This is a genomic window from Methylosinus sporium (assembly GCF_003113265.1).
Classification (GTDB): Bacteria; Pseudomonadota; Alphaproteobacteria; order Rhizobiales; family Beijerinckiaceae; genus Methylosinus; species Methylosinus sporium.
Genome location: NZ_PUIV01000002.1, coordinates 126,754 through 144,695 on the forward strand (window position 1 = coordinate 126,754; position 17,942 = coordinate 144,695).

The following is a 17,942-nucleotide window of genomic DNA, read 5'->3' on the forward strand; positions in this document are numbered from 1 at the left end:
GGCGGTCCCGGCGACGCGAACGCTCGAAAAATGATCGCGATTACCCTCGCCGGCGCCGGCCTCGTCATCTGGCTCTATCTCCTGCTCGGCAATGGTGGCTTCTGGCGCCTCACCGAGCACGACCGCCGTTTCGCGCCCACGGGGGCGCTGGTTCCCCAGGGCGCGCGCGTCGTCGCCGTCATTCCGGCGCGCGACGAGGCGGATGTCGTCGCCATCGGCCTTCGATCTTTGTTCCGGCAGGAGTTTTCCGGCCGGCTCGAGATCGTCCTCGTCGATGACGAGAGCTCCGACGGCACGGCCGAGGTCGCCTGCGCCTGCGCCCGCGAGGAGGGCGCCGAGGATCGCCTCACCGTGCTCCAAGGTCGCCCGGAACAGGGCTGGACCGGCAAGCTAGCGGCGATGGACCGCGGCTTCGCTCATGTGCTCTCCTGCGGGGTCTCTCCCGATTTCGTGCTGTTTTGTGACGCCGACATCGCCTTCGCCCCCGGCCTCGTCGAGCGGCTCGTCGCCGGGGCGGCGGCGCGCAGAACCGTGCTCTCCTCGCTGATGGTCAAGCTGCGCTGCGAGAGCCTCGCCGAGCGCTGGTTCGTGCCGGCCTTCGTCTTCTTCTTCCAGATGCTCTACCCCTTCCCGCGCGTGAACGACCCGAAAAGCCCGGTCGCCGGGGCGGCGGGCGGGGTGATGCTGGTCCGCCCCGCGGCGCTGGAGGAGGCAGGCGGCCTCCAGCAGATCCGCGGCGCGCTGATCGACGATTGCGCGCTCGGCAAGCTCATGAAGAAGCAGGGGCTGATCTGGCTCGGCCTCACCGACGACGCCTGGAGCCTGCGGCCCTATCCGCATTGGCGCGATATAGAGCAGATGGTGACGCGCTCCGCCTATGCGCAATTGGGCTATTCGCCCTGGCGGCTGGCCGGGGCGGTTCTCGGCATGGGCCTCGTCTATCTCGCGCCGCCCATTCTCGCCTTCGCGGCGCCGGAGCCGGCGGCTTATGTCGCGCTCGTCGCCTATCTATTGATGGCGCAGTCCTATATGCCGTCTCTGCGATTTTACGGACGCAATCGGCTCGGCGCCTTCGCCTTGCCGGCGGTCGCGGCCTGCTATACGTGGTTCACGCTATTGTCCGCGTGGCGGCACACACGCGGGCGCGGCGGCGCCTGGAAGGGCCGCTATCAGGCCCCCTGAGGAGGTTGAGCGAGATCACATGAGCGACATCGCCGCCACCGCTTCGGGGAAAGGCCATAAGGACGAGAATTTCCCCGTCGCCTCTCTGTTCGCGCCGCGCCATCGCGCGGCCGTCCTCGCCTTTTACGATTTCGTGCGCGCCGCGGACGATATCTCCGACCATGCGACGCTCCCCGGCGATCAGAAGATCGCCATGCTGGACCGCATGGAGGCGGCGCTGCTGGGCTCCGGCGAGGATATTCCCGTCGCCTCGCGGCTGCGCGCCGAGCTGGCCGAGCGCGGCCTCGAGCCCCGCCATGCGCAGGATCTGCTCATCGCCTTTCGCCGCGATGTGACGCAATTGCGCTATCGCGACTGGGACGATCTCATCGATTACTGCCGTTATTCGGCCATGCCGGTCGGCCGCTTCGTGCTGGACGTCCATGGCGAAGATCGCGCGCGGACATGGGGGCCGAACGACGCGCTCTGCGCCGCCTTGCAGATCATCAATCATCTGCAAGATTGCGCGAAAGATTATCGCAATCTCGATCGGGTCTATCTGCCGCAGGACATTCTCGCCGCCAATGGAGCCGGCGTCGAGATGCTCGCCGCCGAGCGCGCCTCGCCGCAGCTCGCCGCGACCTTGCGCGCGCTGGCCGAACGCACGCAGGAGCTGCTGAAGGAGAGCGCGCCTTTCGCCGATCTCATCGCCGACACGCGCCTCGCCATGGAAGTGGGCGCGATCCAGCGCCTCGCCGAGACTCTCACCGCACGGCTACGCGTCGCCGATCCGCTGAGCGAGAAGGTCCACGCCTCCAAGCGCCAATATCTCCTCACGGCGCTCGCCGGCGCCGGGACCACTCTGCTGCGCCGGCTCGTCTCGCCGCGCGTCGCCGCCGCGAGCGTCGCGCCATGAGCATGGAGACGATCGCCCCCGAGGCGCCGCGGGTCGCCGCGAAAAGCTCCTTCTATCTCGCCATGCGCATTCTCGAGCCCGAGCGGCGCGATGCGATGTATGCGATCTACGGCTTCTGCCGCGCCGTCGACGACATTGCGGATGAGGAGGGCGACCGCGCCCTGCGCCTCTCCCAGCTCGACGATTGGCGGCGCGATCTCGATGCGCTCTATGCCGGCCGCACGCATCAGCGCTGCGCCGATCTGGCGCGGCCGGTGCGCCGCTTCGGCCTCGAGCGCGCCGATTTCGAGGCGGTCATAGACGGCATGGCCATGGATGTCGTCGAGGACATTCGCGCCCCGGAATGGGATCGGCTCGATCTCTATTGCGATCATGTCGCGAGCGCCGTGGGGCGGCTCTCCGTGCGCGTCTTCGGTCTCGCCGACGAGGTGGACTGCGCCGCCGGCGCGTTGCCGACCAAGGCGCGAATGCTCGCCTATCACATGGGCCGCGCGCTGCAGCTCACCAATATTCTGCGCGATCTCGACGAGGACGAGGCGCGCGGGCGGCTCTATCTCCCGCGCGAGGCGCTGGAGGCCGCCGGCGTCGCGGATTTCTCGCGCGGCGCTGTGCTGGCGCATCCCGGCCTGCCGCAAGTCTGCGCGGCGGTGGCCGAGCGTGCGCGCAAGCATTATGCGGAGTCGGAGCTGCTGATGCGCGTCTCGCCGCAGAGCGCGGTGAAGGCGCCCTATCTGATGGCGACGGCCTATCGCTCGGTTCTCGACCGTCTGGTGGCGCGCGGCTTCGCGCCGCCGCGCGCGCCGGTCTCCGCCTCGCGGACGAAAGTCCTGCTGGCCCTGCTCAGATTCGCGCTGACGTGAGCGGAACCGCCCATATCATCGGCGCCGGTCTCGCCGGACTTTCCTGCGCCATTCGCCTGACCGATGAAGGCCGCAGCGTCGCGCTCTATGAGGCCGCGCGCATGGCGGGCGGGCGCTGCCGCTCCTATCATGATTCCAGCCTCGATCTCACTATCGACAATGGCAATCATCTGCTGCTCTCCGGCAACGCCACGGCGCTGGATTACGCCCGCCGCATTGGCTCGGTGGATGAGCTGGTCGGGCCGAAGGAATGCGCCTTCGACTTTTTGGACACGCGCGACGGAACGCGCTGGCGCATGAGGCCGAACGCCTCGCGCCTGCCCTGGTGGATTTTCGTGGCGGATCGGCGCGCGCCCGGCACGGCGCCGGGTGATTATCTCGGCGCGATCGGCATTCTCCTCGCCAAAAAGGGCGCGACCATCGGCGAGGCGATGAAATGCTCGGGCGTGCTCTATGAGCGGCTGTGGGGGCCGGTTCTGCTCTCCGCGCTCAACACGGAGCCGCGCTGCTCCTCCGCCGCTCTCGCCGCCGCCGTGCTGCGCGAGACGCTGGCCGCAGGCGGCGGCGCCTGCCGTCCGTTGGTCGCGCGGCGCGGGCTCGGAACGGCTTTCATCGAGCCGGCGCTGACCACTCTCGCCGCGCGCGGAGCCGCGCCGCGCTTCGCCGCGCGGCTGAAGGGAATCGAATTTTCGGGCGAGCGCGCCACAGCGCTCGATTTCGGCGACGAGAAAATCGCGCTCGGCGAGAATGATCGCATCGTTCTCGCCGTCCCGCCCTGGGCGGCGCAGGAGCTCGTTCCGGGCCTCGTCGCGCCGGATGATTTCCGCGGCATCGTCAATGCGCATTTCAAGATCGCGCCGCCCCCTGGCCAGCCGGCGCTGCTCGGCATGATCGGCTCGCTCACCGAATGGCTGTTCGCTTTCGAGGATCGCCTTTCGGTGACGATCAGCGGCGCCGATCGGCTGATGGACGATTCGCGCGAGAGCCTGGCCGAGCGCATATGGGCCGAGGTCGCCGCCGCTGCCGGCCTGCCGGCGGAGTTGCCGCAATGGCAGATCGTGAAGGAAAAGCGCGCCACTTTCGCCGCGACGCCGGCGCAGCAGGAGCGCCGCCCCGGCGCGGTGACGCGCTGGCGCAATCTCTTCCTTTCCGGCGATTGGACCGCGACCGGGCTTCCGGCGACGATCGAAGGCGCGATCAGATCGGGCTATCGCGCGGCGGAACTGGCGGCGCGGTCGTAAAAATCCCGGCTCCCCGGCAGGGAGCTGTCATCGGTAAGCGGCGAGACGCTCTGCGTCGCTGGCCGGCGCATTTTTCGAAAGGCGCGTGAGGCGCAGCGGCAGCCGGCCTTTCGGCCGCGTGGCGAAAGTCGGCGCCAGCTCCAGCCGATGGCCGGGAACGGTGTCGAAACGAAACTCGCGCAGCAGAGTGGCGACGATGGTCGCCATTTCGGTGAGCGCGAAGCCCATGCCGACGCAAATGCGCGGCCCCGCGCCGAAGGGCAGATAGGCGTAGCGATGGCGCGCCTTCACCTTCTCCGGCGCGAAACGGTCGGGATCGAAGCCGGTCGGCTCGTCCCACAGTTTCTCGTGCCGATGCAGGCACCAAGTGAGCACATAGACCGGCTCCTTCGCGGCGACGCGATAGGGGCCGAGCGTCGTATCCTCACGCGGCTGGCGGCCGAGCGCCGCGAAAGGCGGGAAGAGCCGCATCGATTCCTGCAGGACCTGCCGCGTGAAGGTGAGATTTTCGACCGTCTCCGGCGTGATCTCGCCGTCGCCGGCGACGCGCTCCGCCTCCTCGCGGGCGCGCTCCTGCGTCGCCTGATCCTTGGCCAGCAGCCAGAAGGTCCAGGCCAGCGCGACGGCGGAGGTCTCATGGCCGGCGAGCAGAAAGCCGTGCAGATTGGCGACGAGCTCGGAGTCGGTCATCACGCGCCCGCTCTCCGGGTCTTTGGCGGAGAGCAGCAGGCCCATTATGTCGCGCGTCGCCTCGGGCCGGGCGCGGCGCTCGGCGAGCAGCTTCACCGTCTCCTCATGCAGGAAGCGCGAGCCGGCGCGCGCCGAAAGCAGGCCCGGATAGGGCGCCCAATCCGGCGGCAGGCGGAACATCACCGCCAGCATTCGCCAACCGAAACTGCCGAGAACCGGCCGCAGCGCCGCGATGAAGCCCTCGCTGTCGAAATTCTCGGACGCGCCGAAGACGGCCTTCTCGATGACGGCGAAGGTCGTGCGCGACATGGCCTCGGTGATCTCCACCTCGGCGCCGTCGCCGAGCCGGCGCCATTCGGCGGCCTGCGCCCGCGCGCAGCCGACAAAAAAGGGCACGAGCGCCAGAATATTCTCGTAACGAAAGGCCGGCGAGATGGCGCGCCGCTGCCATTTCCATTCGGCGCCTTCCGAGAAGAACAGCGTGTCGCCCTCGACCGGCCCGCGCAGCGCCTTGCTCGCTATGTCGTCGCGGCGAAACGCCTCGGCGCGCGTGACCAGAAGCTCCTCGATCAGCTCGGGGCTGACGACATAATGCATTCGCGGGAAGAACGGCCAAAGCCCATCGGCGGAGAAAAAGTCGGTCCGATACGCCTCGGGCGCGTAATTCTCGAGGTAATTGCGCGATACGGCGAGAAACGAAGGCTTTTCCCGCGGCGTGAAAGGGGAAAAATCGGGATCGTGAAACATCGCTGGCTCTCCATCGAAAGCGTCGATCCCGCATACCATACCAAACAGTATGCTTTTGGCAACCGGCAGATTGGCATGTAACGTGGCGCGAGCACCGGGCCAGGACGAATGAGCAGCAGCGCGCGATTCAAAAAGGAGGATTGGCTGGGGCTCGGCGCCGGCCTGCTGGCCGAGGAGGGGCCGGCGGCGCTCACCGTCGAGCGGCTGACCGCGGCGGCGCGGCGCACCAAGGGCAGCTTCTACCATCATTTCGCCGATCGTGACGCCTTCCTGCGCGCGCTGATGGAGCGCTGGCGCGTTCAGGCGATCGATGTCGCCAGCGCCCGCTATGCGCAGGACACTTCGCCCAAGGCATGGCGAAAGCTGCTGCGCGAGGGGCCGTTCGAGATCGACTTTCGCTTCGAGCGCGAGGTGCGGCGGCTCGCGGCGAGCGAGCCGATCGTGCGGGCGATGCTCCACGAGATCGATCAATCCCGCATCCATGGCCTCGCCTGCGTGCTGACGCAGATGCGGCCGGACATAGACGATCCGCACGCTTTCGCCGCAATTCAATATGCGACCGTGGTCGGCCTGCAATGGTTGATCGACGACCCGCATGATCCGCGCATCGCAGCCATTTGCCGGACCGGAAACCGGCTGTTCGGCATAGACGAGCCGGACGCGGAATGACCGCCCGGGAGCCGTCTCCTTCCCGGAACGGTTGCGTCCTCCCGCGATTGGCGGCATTTAGAAAAAATCCTGTCACCCGCGGCCCGCCGGGCCCGCCCTTGAAAAGAGCGAGAGAGAATGAGCGCGACCGAGACCACCTCCACGAACTGGCTGCCCGACGCCAAGGCGGCTTTCGCCTCCGTGGAGGCGCTTTACGGCCGCGCGCTTGACGCCGTCCGCGCCCGCGTCACCAAGGACGGCAAGCTCTCCAATGAGCTGATCGAGGTGGAGCAGCACGCCGCCCACGGCCTCTCCTGGTTCGCCACCTATGTGCAGGGCCTGCGCGAGCTGCTCGCCTACGCCGACCGCCTCTCCGCCGAGGGCGCCTATGGCGAGGTGGAGAATCTCCTCACCCGCATCGGCTTCGCCGAATATCTGGCGCAGGTCTTCGGCGGCATTCCGATGAGCCAGGGCGAGTTCGTCCGCCTCTCCGATTTCGGCCTTTCGCCGGCCGACATCGCCGCCGCCCGCATTCCGCAAGTGGACGGCCTCGTCGCCTCCGGCCTCACCACCGCCAGCCGCGCCCGCCTCGCCGAGCTGATCGACCATCACGAGGCCGCCGAGACCATCGGCGCCACCGGCCTCGACGAGACGCTCGAAGCCATCCGCAGCGAGATGCGCAAATTCGCGTCCGACAATGTGACGCCGCACGCCCATGAATGGCATTTGAAGAATGATTACATCCCGCTCGAGGTCATTTCCGGCCTTTCCGAACTGGGCGTCTTCGGCCTCACCATTCCCGAGGAATATGGCGGCTCCGGCATGGGCAAGATCGCCATGTGCGTCGTCTCGGAGGAACTGTCGCGCGCTTACATCGGCGTCGGCTCGCTCGGCACGCGCTCGGAGATCGCCGGCGAATTGATCCTCGTCGGCGGCACGGAGGAGCAGAAGCAGAAATATCTGCCCAAGATCGCCAGCGGCGAAATCCTGCCCACCGCCGTCTTCACCGAGCCGAACAATGGCTCCGACCTCGCGAACCTCCGCACCCGCGCGACGCGCGAGGGCGATGTCTACAAGGTCGTCGGCAATAAGACTTGGATCACCCATCCGGTGCGCGCCGATGTGATGACGCTGCTGGTGCGCACCAATCCGAATGAGAAGGGCTATAAGGGCCTCTCCATGCTGCTCGCCGAAAAGCCGCGCGGCACGGATGAGACGCCCTTTCCGGCCAAGGGCATGACCGGTGGCGAGATCGAGGTGCTCGGCTATCGCGGCATGAAGGAGTTCGAGATCGGCTTCGACAATTTCGAGGTGCCGGCCGAAAATCTTCTCGGCGGCGAGGAGGGCAAGGGCTTCAAGCAGCTGATGGAGACCTTCGAATCGGCCCGCATTCAGACGGCGGCGCGCGCGCTCGGCGTCGCCCAGGCGGCGCTCGATCTCGGCCTGCGCTACGCCAAGGAGCGCGTGCAATTCGGCAAGCCGCTGTTCGCCTTCCCGCGCGTCTTCGACAAGATCGTCACAATGGCGGTCGAAATTCACGTCGCCCGCCAGATCACCTACTTTGCTGCGCGGGAAAAGGACGAGGGCAAGCGCTGCGATCTCGAGGCCGGCATGGCCAAGCTGCTCGGCGCGCGCGTCGCCTGGGCGGCTGCGGACAATGCGCTGCAGATTCACGGCGGCAATGGCTTCGCCTTGGAATATCCGGTCTCCCGCGTCCTCTGCGACGCGCGCATCCTCAACATCTTCGAGGGCGCGGCGGAGATTCAGGCGCAGGTCATCGCGCGGCGTCTGCTGGAAGGCTGAGGAAGTAAAGTAGAATTGAGGTGTTCACCCTCCCTCTTTAGGAGCCTTCAGGGGGAGGGTCGGACCGCGAAGCGATCCGGGGTGGGGTCGCCGGCAGACACTCGGGGCATCGCCCTTCGACATATCCGGACGAATGTCGTCGCGGGAAAGTTGAACGGAGCCGCCGACATGCTATCTTCTCGACTATGGCCGCTCTGACGATCGACACCCTCGCCATCGTGCAGGTTTTACGCAAGAGAGGCTTCTCGGAAGAGCAGGCCATCGGCGTCGTCGAGGCGTTTCGCGAGATCGATGCTGGCCTTCTCGCGACAAAATCGGACATTCGCGAGGTCGAGGCCAAGATCGAGAGCTCCTCCGCCAATCTCAAGGTGGACATTCTCCGCTGGCTCGTCGTCACGCAAATGGCGCTCGGCGGCTTCCTCCTCGCGGCGCTCAAGTTCTTGAGCTGACCCGCCGCCAGAGACCCCTACTTCCGCAGCCACTCCGGCACCGAATCCAGCGCGATGAGCTGCTCCACGCTCGGGCGCTCGCGCACTACGGCCCATTTCTCGCCCTCGACGAGGACCTCCGGCGCGAGCGGGCGACTGTTGTAGGTGCCCGCCTGCACAGCGCCATAGGCGCCGGCCGTCAGAATCGCCAGAAGATCGCCCTGCGCCGGCTCCGGGATCGAACGCCCGAGCGCGATGTAATCGCCCGTCTCGCAGACCGGCCCGACGACATCGGCGATAATGCGCGGATGCGACGGCGACGCCTGCGCGACCGGGATCAGCTCATGCCAGGCGTCATAGAGCGTCGGGCGCACGAGATCATTCATGCCGGCGTCGACGATGACGAAAGACTTGGCCTCGCCCTGCTTCACATAGAGCACGCGCGTGACCAATATTCCCGAATTGCCGACGATGAGCCGCCCCGGCTCGAACAGCAATTTGCACCCGAGCCCCGCCATATGGCGGCGCACGATCTCGGCGTAGCGATCCGGGTGATAGGAGGCCGGGTCCTCGCCCTCGTGATAGGGAATGCCGAGGCCGCCGCCGAGATCGACATGGGAGATTTCGTGCCCATCGGCGCGCAGCGCCGCGACCAGCTCGGCGAGCAGCGAGAAAGCCTCGTCGAAGGGCGAAAGATCGGTGATCTGCGAGCCGATATGCATATCGACGCCCGTGACCTCTATGCCCGGCAGCTTCGCCGCATGGGCGTAGATTTCGCGCGCGCGCGACAGCGGCACGCCGAATTTATTCTCGGCGAGGCCGGTCGAAATCTTGGCGTGGGTCTTGGCGTCGACGTCCGGATTGACGCGCAATGAAATATGCGCGCGCGCGCCCTTGGCGGAGGCGATGCGGGAAATCTCGGCGAGCTCGGGCTCGGATTCCACATTGAAGCAAAAAATGCCCTCGTCGATCGCCAGCGCGATTTCCGCCTGCGTCTTGCCGACGCCGGAAAAAGTGATCTTGCTCGCGGGAACGCCGGCGGCGCGGGCGCGCTTCAGCTCGCCGCCGGAGACGACGTCCATTCCGGCGCCGAGGCCGGCCAGCAGCGTCAGCACCGCCTGATTGGAATTGGCCTTCAGCGCATAGCAGACCAGCGCGTCGAGCCCGGCGAAGGCCGCCGAGAAGACCTGGAAATGCCGGCGGATCGTCGTCGCCGAATAGCAGTAGAAGGGCGTTCCGACCTGCTCGGCGATTTTCGCCAACGGAACCTCGTCGGCGTGCAGCGCGCCGGCGCGATAGTCGAAGTGATGCATGTCGTTCTTATCTAGTCCAGCAGAGGATCGAGGATGAAGGGATATTGCTCGGGCGGACGGAAACCCGGCGTGCCGGGGATATATTCCACCGCCTTCACATCCTCGGCGACCGGCGTCGCGCCGCCGACGGGGGTGAGCGTCGTCTTCTGCGCCACCACGGCCTTGGGCCGCGCCGCGACCTCGGGCGGATAATCGAGCGGGCCGCGCCGCCCGCATCCGGAGAGCGCGAGCGCGAGGATCAGAAGCGTCGCCGCCGAACGCGGCCGGAGCAGATCAGCCATAAGTCTCATCCATCGGAGCCCGAACGGGAGGGGGTGACACCCCTAAGTCTCGGGGACGCCCCAACCCCGGACCGCTTCGCGGTCCGACCCTCCCCCTCCAGGGGAGGGTGAAAGTGCGCGGCACTATAGACGAAAGCGCGCAGATGACGAGACCGCGCGCGCTCACTATTCAAAGCTGAAGGGGCGAGCTCCAGAAGACGGCGCCGACGGTTTCCCCGTCCTTCGAGACGGCGGCTGCGCAGCATCCTCAGGATGAGGGTTTGATCGAGGTGCGATCGGTCGGGCGGAGGCTCAGGCGAACAGCCATTGCTTGAGCGAAAAGCCGGAGCTCAGCGTTTTCCGATAATTCTCATAGAGCGCCAGATGGCCGGTCGCGGGCTTGGGCAGCTCGTTCTTCTTCAGCTTGCGGAAGAAGGGGCCGAGAATATCCTCGAAATTCTGCGTCGTGTAGCGCCCGCCATAGCGGTCGGAGACGCGCTCGGCGACATTGGCGAACAGCAGGATCAGCGCCTTGAACAGCGCCGGATTGACGATGTTCGCCTCCGCCCCGTGATAGCGCAGGCCATTGAGGCAGGCGCGCAAATAGGCGTTGAGCACCTGATAGACGTCCTGCGGCGAGGCGTCGACGAAAGCCTTGTCGATGGATTTCAGCGCGGCGTTGAAGGTCACGCGCGAGATTTTGCCCTTGCGCCGCTCCGAGGGGCTGAGCAGCCCGGCGAGCACGCTCTTCTCGTCATTGGAGAAGAGATCGAAGACATTGTGCAGCAGCGCTTCGGCCTCGGTCTCCGATTCGGAGAGGCGGCGAATGTCGAGCAGCAGCTCCGGCGGCACCGGGCGCTGCTTGGTGTTGATGTCCACGAACAGCTGACATTCCTGCGCGCGGGTCAGCCTGTTGTAGACGACGACCGGCACTTTCACGCTCTTGGCCGCGAGATTGAAGCCGTAGACGCGATGCTGCCCGTCGATGATGAGAAACGAACGCGGATCCTTGCGGAAGGTCAGCTCGCCGCTCTGGCGGTCGAAATGGAGCTGGGCGCGCGGCTGCGCGGAGAGAATGATCGCGCTCGGCACGCTGCCGAATCCGCTGTCGATATAATCGGCGATCTCTCTCGCGCGCTTCTTGTCGAGCAGGCGCTGAAAGCCGTCTATGGGATTGTCGAGCCGCGCCTCCACAGTGCAGGTGGCGGCGAGCAGATCGCTCGGCAAAACCAGCGTATAGAAGCGGTGCTTGCCCTGGGTGACGAGCAAGGCGGGGGCTTTGGCGAGGCGCGCATCGCCCGGCGGCCGTTGAAAATCCGTCTCATCGTCGCGCTGGCTCGGAAGCGCGGCTTCGAGCGCCGGCTCGACCTCGCTCGGCTCGGCCCGGTCGGATGGCGGCGCGTCGATCGGATTTTCCATGTTCTGATCCTCGGGAAAGCGCGCCGGAAGGGCCGGCGAATGTGTCGCATCGAACCGAATCGAACAGGTCCCGGCCAAATCCTAGCGAGGAGGCGGCAAAGAACAAGGCGAATTGCAGATATACTCGAAAAAAAAACCGGCTCCTTTCGGAGCCGGCTTGTTTTCTCTGCGCTTTGACGCCGCTCAATATTTGGCGAGCACCGGCTGCAGAAGGCCGCCGCCGAAGCGATAGGTGACGCCCGCCGAGACGACGATCGGATTGATCGGCAGCGACACTTTGACCGGAACGAAGATCGGTCCGAGCGCCGGCGCCCCCGGCACGAAAGCGACGGCCGTCGCGTGAACCATCGGATGAATGCCGATATATTTGAAGTCGACGTTCACGCCCCAATGCTCGTTGAACATATAGTCGAAGCCGACTTGGCCGACCGGACCCCAGGACGGCGCGACCGTCGCCCATTGGAAGGTGGCGAGCGCTCCGGGCAGGCCGAGACCGGCCAGCGCCGAGCCCGGCGCGAAGGGGATGCCCCAGACGTCGTTGTTGACGCGCGTGCCCCAGAAAGTCGTGAAGTTCACGCCGACGCCGAGATAGGGCTGGAACTGGCCGAAATTGGTGAAGTGATACTGCGCCATCAGGGACGGCGGGAACACCCAGGAGCGCGCGAAGTCGCTGGCGATCGTGCCCGTGCCCTGAATGTGATGCGGCGCGACGCAGCAGATCGCCTCGATCGCCCAGTTCTTCGTCAGGTAATAGGCGACGTCGAGCATGGGAATGACCGACGTCGAGGTGTTGGTGCTGGCGCCGGAGATCACGCCATTCGCGCCGGTGAGGCCCGAGAGGCGGCCGATGGAGCCGAGTGCCGGATGGGCGATGCCTTGATCATAGACAGTGCCATGGCCATCCAACGGAATGACGCTGCCGATCTTGAGGCGAACCTGGAAGGGCTGATAGCTGTCGACGAAGGCCGGCGGCGGCGGCTCCTTGAGCGACGACAGTCCGTCGGAACGCGAGACGAGGCCGGGCGCGAAGGGGTCGAAGTGCCAGTTGAGGCCGACGCGGACATTGTGGAAGCGGGTCGGCGAATTCTGCGTCGCGGCGAAGACGGGCGTCGTCGTGCCGAGGATTGCCGCCGTGCCGCCGTTCAGAGAGACGGAATTGGCGTTGGTCGAGCCGAGATCGACATAGAGATATTCGGCCTTGACCGACCAGTTCGGGATCGGAGACCACTCGACGCCGCCGCCCGCCGTCCAGCCGGTGCGCGTGTCGTCGGAATAGCCATGGCCGACGGCGCCTCCGGCGAAGCCCGCAGCGGCGGCGGCGGCGAAATTATCGGCGAAGCCGACATTGTGGATCACCTGGCCATAGGCGAAGCCGCCCGTGCCATAGATCATCAGATTGGGAATGGACGGAAGCACGAAGCCGACGCGGCCGCGCACGGTGCCGAACCAATCGACGGCTTTGGTCGAATCGGCGGTCTGCAGATGCGCGCCCGTGGCGTCGAAGACGCCGATCCCGGATTTCGCCTTGCTCTCCACGTCTGTGGCCTGAATATCGGCCTCGAGGCCGAGGACCAGCCAGGGGTTGACCTGATAATTATAGCCGACCTGTCCGCCGCCGATGACGCCGTGCAGATCCTGCGAGGCGCCCCAGGCCGAGCCCAGCGGCACGGCGGGAGCCAGAGAGCCGGGCGAAATATAGCCGAGACCGCCGGTCTCCCGGCTGGAATCGCCGAAGCCATAGCCGATGTTGATGCCGCCGTAGAGGCCAGTCCAGCTGAAGGCCGGAGGCGGCGGCGGCAGCGGCGCGCTCTTCATCGAGGGAAGATCGGCCGCCTGAGCCGTAGCGCTCGCTGCGGTCAAAACGGATGCGGCGAGCGCGCCGCGCAAAACTCTTCTCATCAGGCTCCCCCGTCTATTGCTCTCTCTAGGACCGGCGCGAAACACGTCCTTGTCCGAGTCGTGACCAAATTGCGCCGATTTTCTGCGGGAGGACTTGATCTAGATCAAAGATTGCGCCGTCTCACAATTCTTTCTTTCCCGCTGTGACTCTTTGGCAACAGGGGAGCAATGGGGCGTCGCTGTTGCCATCGCGCGGCGATCCTATTAATCGAGTGGCGAACCGCCGGATTCTTCGGCCTTTCCGGGCAGAATCGGGGGAATCGCGGCAGATTCGTCGGCAAACGGCCCGCGCGGAGCTCGGCCGAGGCTGCGACGATTTGACTTCCAGGCGACAGAGCCGAAACCCGCTCTCGAAGCGGCGCCGGCGGGGGAGAGACGATGCTCGAAGCGGCCTTGGCGCATGGGCTGAAGACAGAGGAATATGAGCGCATTGTCGCGCTGATCGGCCGCGCGCCGAGCCTCACCGAGCTCGGAATATTCTCGGCCATGTGGAACGAGCATTGTTCCTACAAGTCTTCGCGCATTCATCTGCGCAAGCTGCCGACCAAGGCGCCCTGGGTCATCAAAGGGCCGGGCGAGAACGCCGGCGTCATCGACATAGGCGGCGGCGACGCCTGCGTGTTCAAGATGGAGAGCCACAACCACCCGTCCTTCATCGAACCCTATCAAGGCGCCGCGACGGGCGTGGGCGGCATATTGCGCGATGTCTTCACAATGGGCGCGCGGCCGATCGCCTGTTTGAATCTCCTGCGTTTCGGCCGGCCGGCTCACCCCAAGACGCGGCGGCTCGTCGCCGGCGTGGTCGCAGGCGTCGGCGGCTATGGCAATTCCTTCGGCGTGCCGACAGTGGGCGGCTCGACCGAATTCGACGAATCCTATGACGGCAATATTCTCGTCAACGCCATGGCGGTCGGCCTCGCCCGCGCCGATTCCATTTTCTATTCGGCGGCGGCGGGCGTCGGCAATCCGATCGTCTATCTCGGCTCCAAGACCGGCCGCGACGGCATTCACGGCGCCAGCATGGCCTCCGCCTCCTTCGAGGCCGACGCCGAAGAGAAGCGCCCGACCGTGCAGGTCGGCGATCCTTTCTCGGAGAAGCTGCTGCTCGAGGCCTGTCTCGAGCTGATGGCCTCGGGTGCCGTCATCGCGATCCAGGACATGGGCGCGGCCGGCCTCACCTCCTCGGCGGTGGAGATGGGCGCCAAGGGCAATCTCGGCATAAGGCTCGATCTCGACGCCGTGCCCTGCCGCGAAGAGGGCATGACCGCCTATGAGATGATGCTCTCGGAGAGCCAGGAGCGTATGCTCATGGTGCTGAAGCCCGAGAAGGAGAAAGAGGCCGAGGCCATTTTCGTGAAATGGGGCCTCGATTTCGCGATCATCGGCAAGACCACCGATGATCTGCGCTTCCTGGTCGAGCACAAGGGCGTCGTCGAGGCCGATCTGCCGATCAAGGAGCTCGGCGACGAGGCGCCGGTCTATGACCGTCCCCATGTCCCGACGCCCAAGGCGCCGATTCTGGACGCCGACGCCATCGCCCCCGCTCGCTCGAACCGGGAGGCGCTGTTGGCCCTGCTGGCGACGCCGGACCTCTGCTCCAAGCGCTGGGTATGGGAGCAATACGACCATCTCATTCTCGGCAATACGGTGCGCGCGCCGGGCGGCGACGCCGCCGTGGTGCGCATTCGCGACGAGCGCAAGGGCCTGGTGCTGACCACCGACGTCACGGCGCGCTATTGCGCGGCCGATCCGGTCGAAGGCGGCCGCCAAGCGGTGGTCGAAGCCTGGCGCAATATTTCCGCGCGCGGCGGCCAGCCTCTGGCGCTCACCGACAATCTCAATTTCGGCAATCCCGAAAAGCCCGAGATCATGGGCCAGTTCGTCGGCTGCCTGCAAGGCATCGGCGAGGCGGCGCGTGCGCTCGACTTCCCGATCGTCTCCGGCAATGTCTCGCTCTACAATGAGACGCAGGGGACGGGCATTCTGCCGACTCCGGCGATCGGCGGCGTCGGCGTGATATCGGACGTCGCGCTCGCCTCCACCATCGCTCTGCCCGGGGGCGGCAAGACCATTCTGCTCATCGGCGAGACGAAAGGCTGGCTCGGCCAGTCGCTCTATCTGCGCGATCTTTCCGGCCGCCGCGACGGCGCGCCGCCGCCGGTCGATCTCGAGGCCGAGAAGCGCAATGGCGATTTCGTGCGCGCGCTCGTGCTCGAGCGGCGGGCGCTCGCCGTCCATGATCTCTCGGACGGCGGCCTCGCCGTGGCGCTCGCCGAAATGGCCATCGCCGGCGGCGTCGGCGCGACCATAGACAGCCTGCCGAGCGGGCCTGCCCATGCGGTCCTCTTCGGCGAGGATCAGGCGCGCTATCTGGTCGTGGCCGAGCCGGCGGAAGCGGCGGCGATCGAGGCCGATGCGAAGGCCGTGGGCGTCGCGGTTCTCGCTCTCGGCGCCACCGGCGGAAACGAGTTGAATCTCCCTGGTGAGGCGCCGATATTGCTTTGCGACGTGCAACATGCGCAGCAGGCGCCGTTGCCGGCCTATATGGCCGGGGACGACAGCGTCTTCGCTTAGAGGCTTTTAGGAGGTCGAAGCGCAATGGCGATGGAAAGAAGTGAAATCGAGCGTCTCATCAAGGCGGCCATTCCGGACGCCGTGATCGAGATCACCGCGCTCGCCGACGACGGCGATCATTGGGCCGCCTCGGTGAAGTCGGAAACCTTTCGCGGCAAGAGCCGCGTGCAGCAGCATCAGATGGTCAACAAGGCTTTCGGCGAGCGCCTCGGCGGCGAGCTGCACGCTCTGGCGCTGACCACGATCGCTCTATAAAACGTCTCCGCCCGGCGACGCCGGGACGCCTGCAACGGAACCTTGAATTCCGCTAGACGAGGTAATCCCATGTCCGACTCCACCACTGCCCAGATCAAGGCCGAAATCGACAGCGCCGACGTCGTGCTGTTCATGAAGGGCACGCCCGCCGCGCCGCAATGCGGCTTCTCCATGCAGGTCTGCCAGATTCTCGGCCATGTCGGCGTTCCCTTCAAGAGCGTCAATGTGCTGGCCGATCCCTTCATTCGCGACGGCATCAAGGCCTATTCGCAATGGCCGACCATTCCCCAGCTCTATGTGAAGGGCGAGTTCATCGGCGGCTGCGACATCACCCGCGAGATGTTCCAGTCGGGCGAGCTGACCGCGCTCTTCGACAAGGAAGGCATTCCGCACGCGCAGACGGCCAAGGCCTGACGTCTCGGTGTTTCTCCCTTCTCCCACGAGTGGGAGAAGGGAGAACCCTAACCGCCGATCTTGACGCCTTTCGTCTGCGCCAAAGCGACGATCAGCAGCCCGACATGCTGGCTGTTGATTATGCCGCCGCCGAGCGTCAACGCCAGCGCCTCCCGCCACGGGATGCGCTCGACGCGAATATCCTCGCCGCTGTCGAGCTTCAGAGGCGCAACCTCTTTCGCGCCCTCGCCATAGAGGACATGAATCCAATTGGAGTGGGTCGCCGGATTGGGCGAAAGACGCGCCAAATGTCGCAATGATGGCGCGGCGTGTCCGGTTTCTTCCAGCAGCTCGCGCGCGCCGGCGGCGACCGGGTCGCTCTCATGCGCGTCCAGCTTGCCGCCAGGCAGCTCCAGCGACGTCACGCCCGCGCCATGACGATATTGCCGCACCAGCAGCAGACGGTCCTCCTCGTCCAGAGCGACGACATGGACCCAATCTTCATATTCCAGCACATAATAGGGATCGAGCTGCGCGCCGCGCCGCGTCACGCAATGATCGGCGCGTAGATTGATCCAGCGGTCGCGAAGGAGAGTGCGGGACGATCGCACCTCCCAGGGCCGCAATATTTCGTCACTCAACAGATCATCCTCAAGGCGTCGTCGGCGTCGGCCGCGAGGAGATTTCCGCCGTGCGCGTCACCAGAGAGCGGCCCTCTTCCGAGTCCCAATTGGCCGGCCCCTGCATCAGGCCGATCTGGCAGCCGGAGCCGTCGATCAAAAAGGTCGTCGGCAGGCCCAGCGCCTGGCCGCTTTGGCGCAGCTGGAAGAAGATTTCCGCCTTGGGATCGGCGTAATAGGCGAGATTCTTCGCGCCGATCTCGCCGAGAAAAGCCTTGGGCCGTTCGAGCCTCGAGGTGTCGACATTGATCGTCACCACCTCGAACTTGTCGGAGCCGGCCGCCGCCTGCAGCCGATCGAGCGCGGCCATCTCGCCGCGGCAGGGCACGCACCATGTGGCCCACAGATTGAGCAGCACGGTCTTGCCCTTGAAATCCTCGAGCTTGCGCGGCTTTCCGTCCGGCCCGGTGAAGGTCACTTCGGGCATGGGCTCGGGCGCATTGGCGATCGACATGGCCGCGACCTCGCCCTTGGCGAGCGCCGACACGCGCTGCGAGGTCTCGCGCGAGGCGGCGCAAGCCTCACTCACCACGCTCGTCTTGCCGCTGCCGCCGCCGTTCACGTATAGAACGCCGGCGACGGCGGCGACGGCGAGAGTCGCGCCCGCGATTTTCGGCAGATTGCCTCGGCTGGAGCTTTCCATCTGGTCGGTCAT

The 17,942-nt window shown here is 66.0% G+C and carries 17 protein-coding genes; 10 read left to right on the forward strand and 7 right to left on the reverse strand.

Translation table 11 applies throughout. The features are described 5' to 3' along the window. Positions 1 to 30: 30 nt before the first annotated feature. Genes C5689_RS02735 through hpnE form a run of 4 tightly spaced genes read left to right on the forward strand, consistent with a single transcriptional unit; the run spans position 31 to position 4,178 of the window. Complete coding sequence (locus tag C5689_RS02735; protein WP_108915738.1) at positions 31 to 1,182, forward strand: glycosyltransferase; 1,152 nt, start codon at positions 31 to 33, stop codon at positions 1,180 to 1,182. Positions 1,183 to 1,201: 19 nt separating this feature from the next. Then, a complete protein-coding gene (gene hpnC / locus C5689_RS02740; RefSeq protein ID WP_108915739.1) occupies positions 1,202 to 2,077 on the forward strand; it encodes a squalene synthase HpnC in 876 nt (291 codons plus the stop codon). Beyond that, positions 2,074 to 2,937 (forward strand): presqualene diphosphate synthase HpnD, encoded by an 864-nt coding sequence (hpnD, locus tag C5689_RS02745; protein ID WP_108915740.1) that lies wholly within the window; start codon positions 2,074 to 2,076, stop codon positions 2,935 to 2,937. The genes hpnC and hpnD overlap by 4 nt, the downstream gene beginning before the upstream one ends. After that, positions 2,934 to 4,178, forward strand: a complete 1,245-nt coding sequence (gene hpnE, locus C5689_RS02750) for a hydroxysqualene dehydroxylase HpnE (RefSeq protein WP_108915741.1) — start codon at positions 2,934 to 2,936, stop codon at positions 4,176 to 4,178. Before hpnD ends, hpnE begins: the two co-directional genes overlap by 4 nt. Before the next feature lie 27 nt (positions 4,179 to 4,205). Here the strand turns inward: hpnE and C5689_RS02755 are convergent, their stop codons facing one another. After that, positions 4,206 to 5,615, reverse strand: a complete 1,410-nt coding sequence (locus C5689_RS02755) for a cytochrome P450 (protein ID WP_108915742.1) — start codon at positions 5,613 to 5,615, stop codon at positions 4,206 to 4,208. A gap of 108 nt (positions 5,616 to 5,723) precedes the next feature. Here C5689_RS02755 and C5689_RS02760 point away from each other — a divergent pair, with 108 nt between their 5' ends. The 3 genes from C5689_RS02760 (at position 5,724) to C5689_RS02770 (ending at position 8,515) form a co-directional block, all read left to right on the forward strand. Further along, complete coding sequence (locus tag C5689_RS02760) at positions 5,724 to 6,284, forward strand: TetR/AcrR family transcriptional regulator (RefSeq protein ID WP_108915743.1); 561 nt, start codon at positions 5,724 to 5,726, stop codon at positions 6,282 to 6,284. Between the two features lie 117 nt (positions 6,285 to 6,401). Then, positions 6,402 to 8,066 (forward strand): acyl-CoA dehydrogenase family protein, encoded by a 1,665-nt coding sequence (locus C5689_RS02765; protein ID WP_108915744.1) that lies wholly within the window; start codon positions 6,402 to 6,404, stop codon positions 8,064 to 8,066. A 185-nt stretch (positions 8,067 to 8,251) separates the two neighbouring features. Continuing rightward, on the forward strand, positions 8,252 to 8,515 hold the full coding sequence (locus C5689_RS02770; RefSeq protein ID WP_108915745.1) for a CCDC90 family protein: 264 nt from the start codon (positions 8,252 to 8,254) through the stop codon (positions 8,513 to 8,515). A gap of 17 nt (positions 8,516 to 8,532) precedes the next feature. Here the strand turns inward: C5689_RS02770 and lysA are convergent, their stop codons facing one another. The 4 genes from lysA to C5689_RS02790 all read right to left on the reverse strand — a co-directional run bounded on the left by lysA (position 8,533) and on the right by C5689_RS02790 (position 13,385). Next, the gene (lysA, locus tag C5689_RS02775; RefSeq protein WP_108915746.1) at positions 8,533 to 9,807 is read right to left on the reverse strand and encodes a diaminopimelate decarboxylase; all 1,275 of its coding nucleotides are present in this window, start codon (positions 9,805 to 9,807) and stop codon (positions 8,533 to 8,535) included. Positions 9,808 to 9,818: 11 nt separating this feature from the next. Next, positions 9,819 to 10,088, reverse strand: a complete 270-nt coding sequence (lptM, locus tag C5689_RS02780) for an LPS translocon maturation chaperone LptM (RefSeq protein WP_108915747.1) — start codon at positions 10,086 to 10,088, stop codon at positions 9,819 to 9,821. Between the two features lie 291 nt (positions 10,089 to 10,379). Continuing rightward, a complete protein-coding gene (locus C5689_RS02785; RefSeq protein ID WP_108915831.1) occupies positions 10,380 to 11,486 on the reverse strand; it encodes a DGQHR domain-containing protein in 1,107 nt (368 codons plus the stop codon). A gap of 183 nt (positions 11,487 to 11,669) precedes the next feature. Continuing rightward, positions 11,670 to 13,385: an OmpW family outer membrane protein gene (locus C5689_RS02790; protein WP_108915748.1), complete on the reverse strand. Its 1,716-nt coding sequence runs from the start codon at positions 13,383 to 13,385 to the stop codon at positions 11,670 to 11,672. A gap of 378 nt (positions 13,386 to 13,763) precedes the next feature. Between C5689_RS02790 and purL the strand changes: the two genes are divergently transcribed. The 3 genes from purL to grxD all read left to right on the forward strand — a co-directional run bounded on the left by purL (position 13,764) and on the right by grxD (position 16,628). Further along, on the forward strand, positions 13,764 to 15,959 hold the full coding sequence (gene purL / locus C5689_RS02795; RefSeq protein ID WP_108915749.1) for a phosphoribosylformylglycinamidine synthase subunit PurL: 2,196 nt from the start codon (positions 13,764 to 13,766) through the stop codon (positions 15,957 to 15,959). A gap of 24 nt (positions 15,960 to 15,983) precedes the next feature. Continuing rightward, entirely contained in the window at positions 15,984 to 16,214 is a 231-nt protein-coding gene (locus tag C5689_RS02800) for a BolA/IbaG family iron-sulfur metabolism protein (RefSeq protein WP_024878416.1), read from the forward strand. 69 nt (positions 16,215 to 16,283) lie between these two features. Next, positions 16,284 to 16,628 (forward strand): Grx4 family monothiol glutaredoxin, encoded by a 345-nt coding sequence (gene grxD / locus C5689_RS02805; protein ID WP_108915750.1) that lies wholly within the window; start codon positions 16,284 to 16,286, stop codon positions 16,626 to 16,628. A 47-nt stretch (positions 16,629 to 16,675) separates the two neighbouring features. Here the strand turns inward: grxD and C5689_RS02810 are convergent, their stop codons facing one another. After that, positions 16,676 to 17,248, reverse strand: a complete 573-nt coding sequence (locus C5689_RS02810) for an NUDIX hydrolase (RefSeq protein WP_108915751.1) — start codon at positions 17,246 to 17,248, stop codon at positions 16,676 to 16,678. A 10-nt stretch (positions 17,249 to 17,258) separates the two neighbouring features. Next, positions 17,259 to 17,942 carry a thiol:disulfide interchange protein TlpA gene (gene tlpA / locus C5689_RS02815; protein ID WP_108915752.1) on the reverse strand — a complete coding sequence of 228 codons (684 nt, stop codon included), beginning with the start codon at positions 17,940 to 17,942 and terminating at the stop codon, positions 17,259 to 17,261.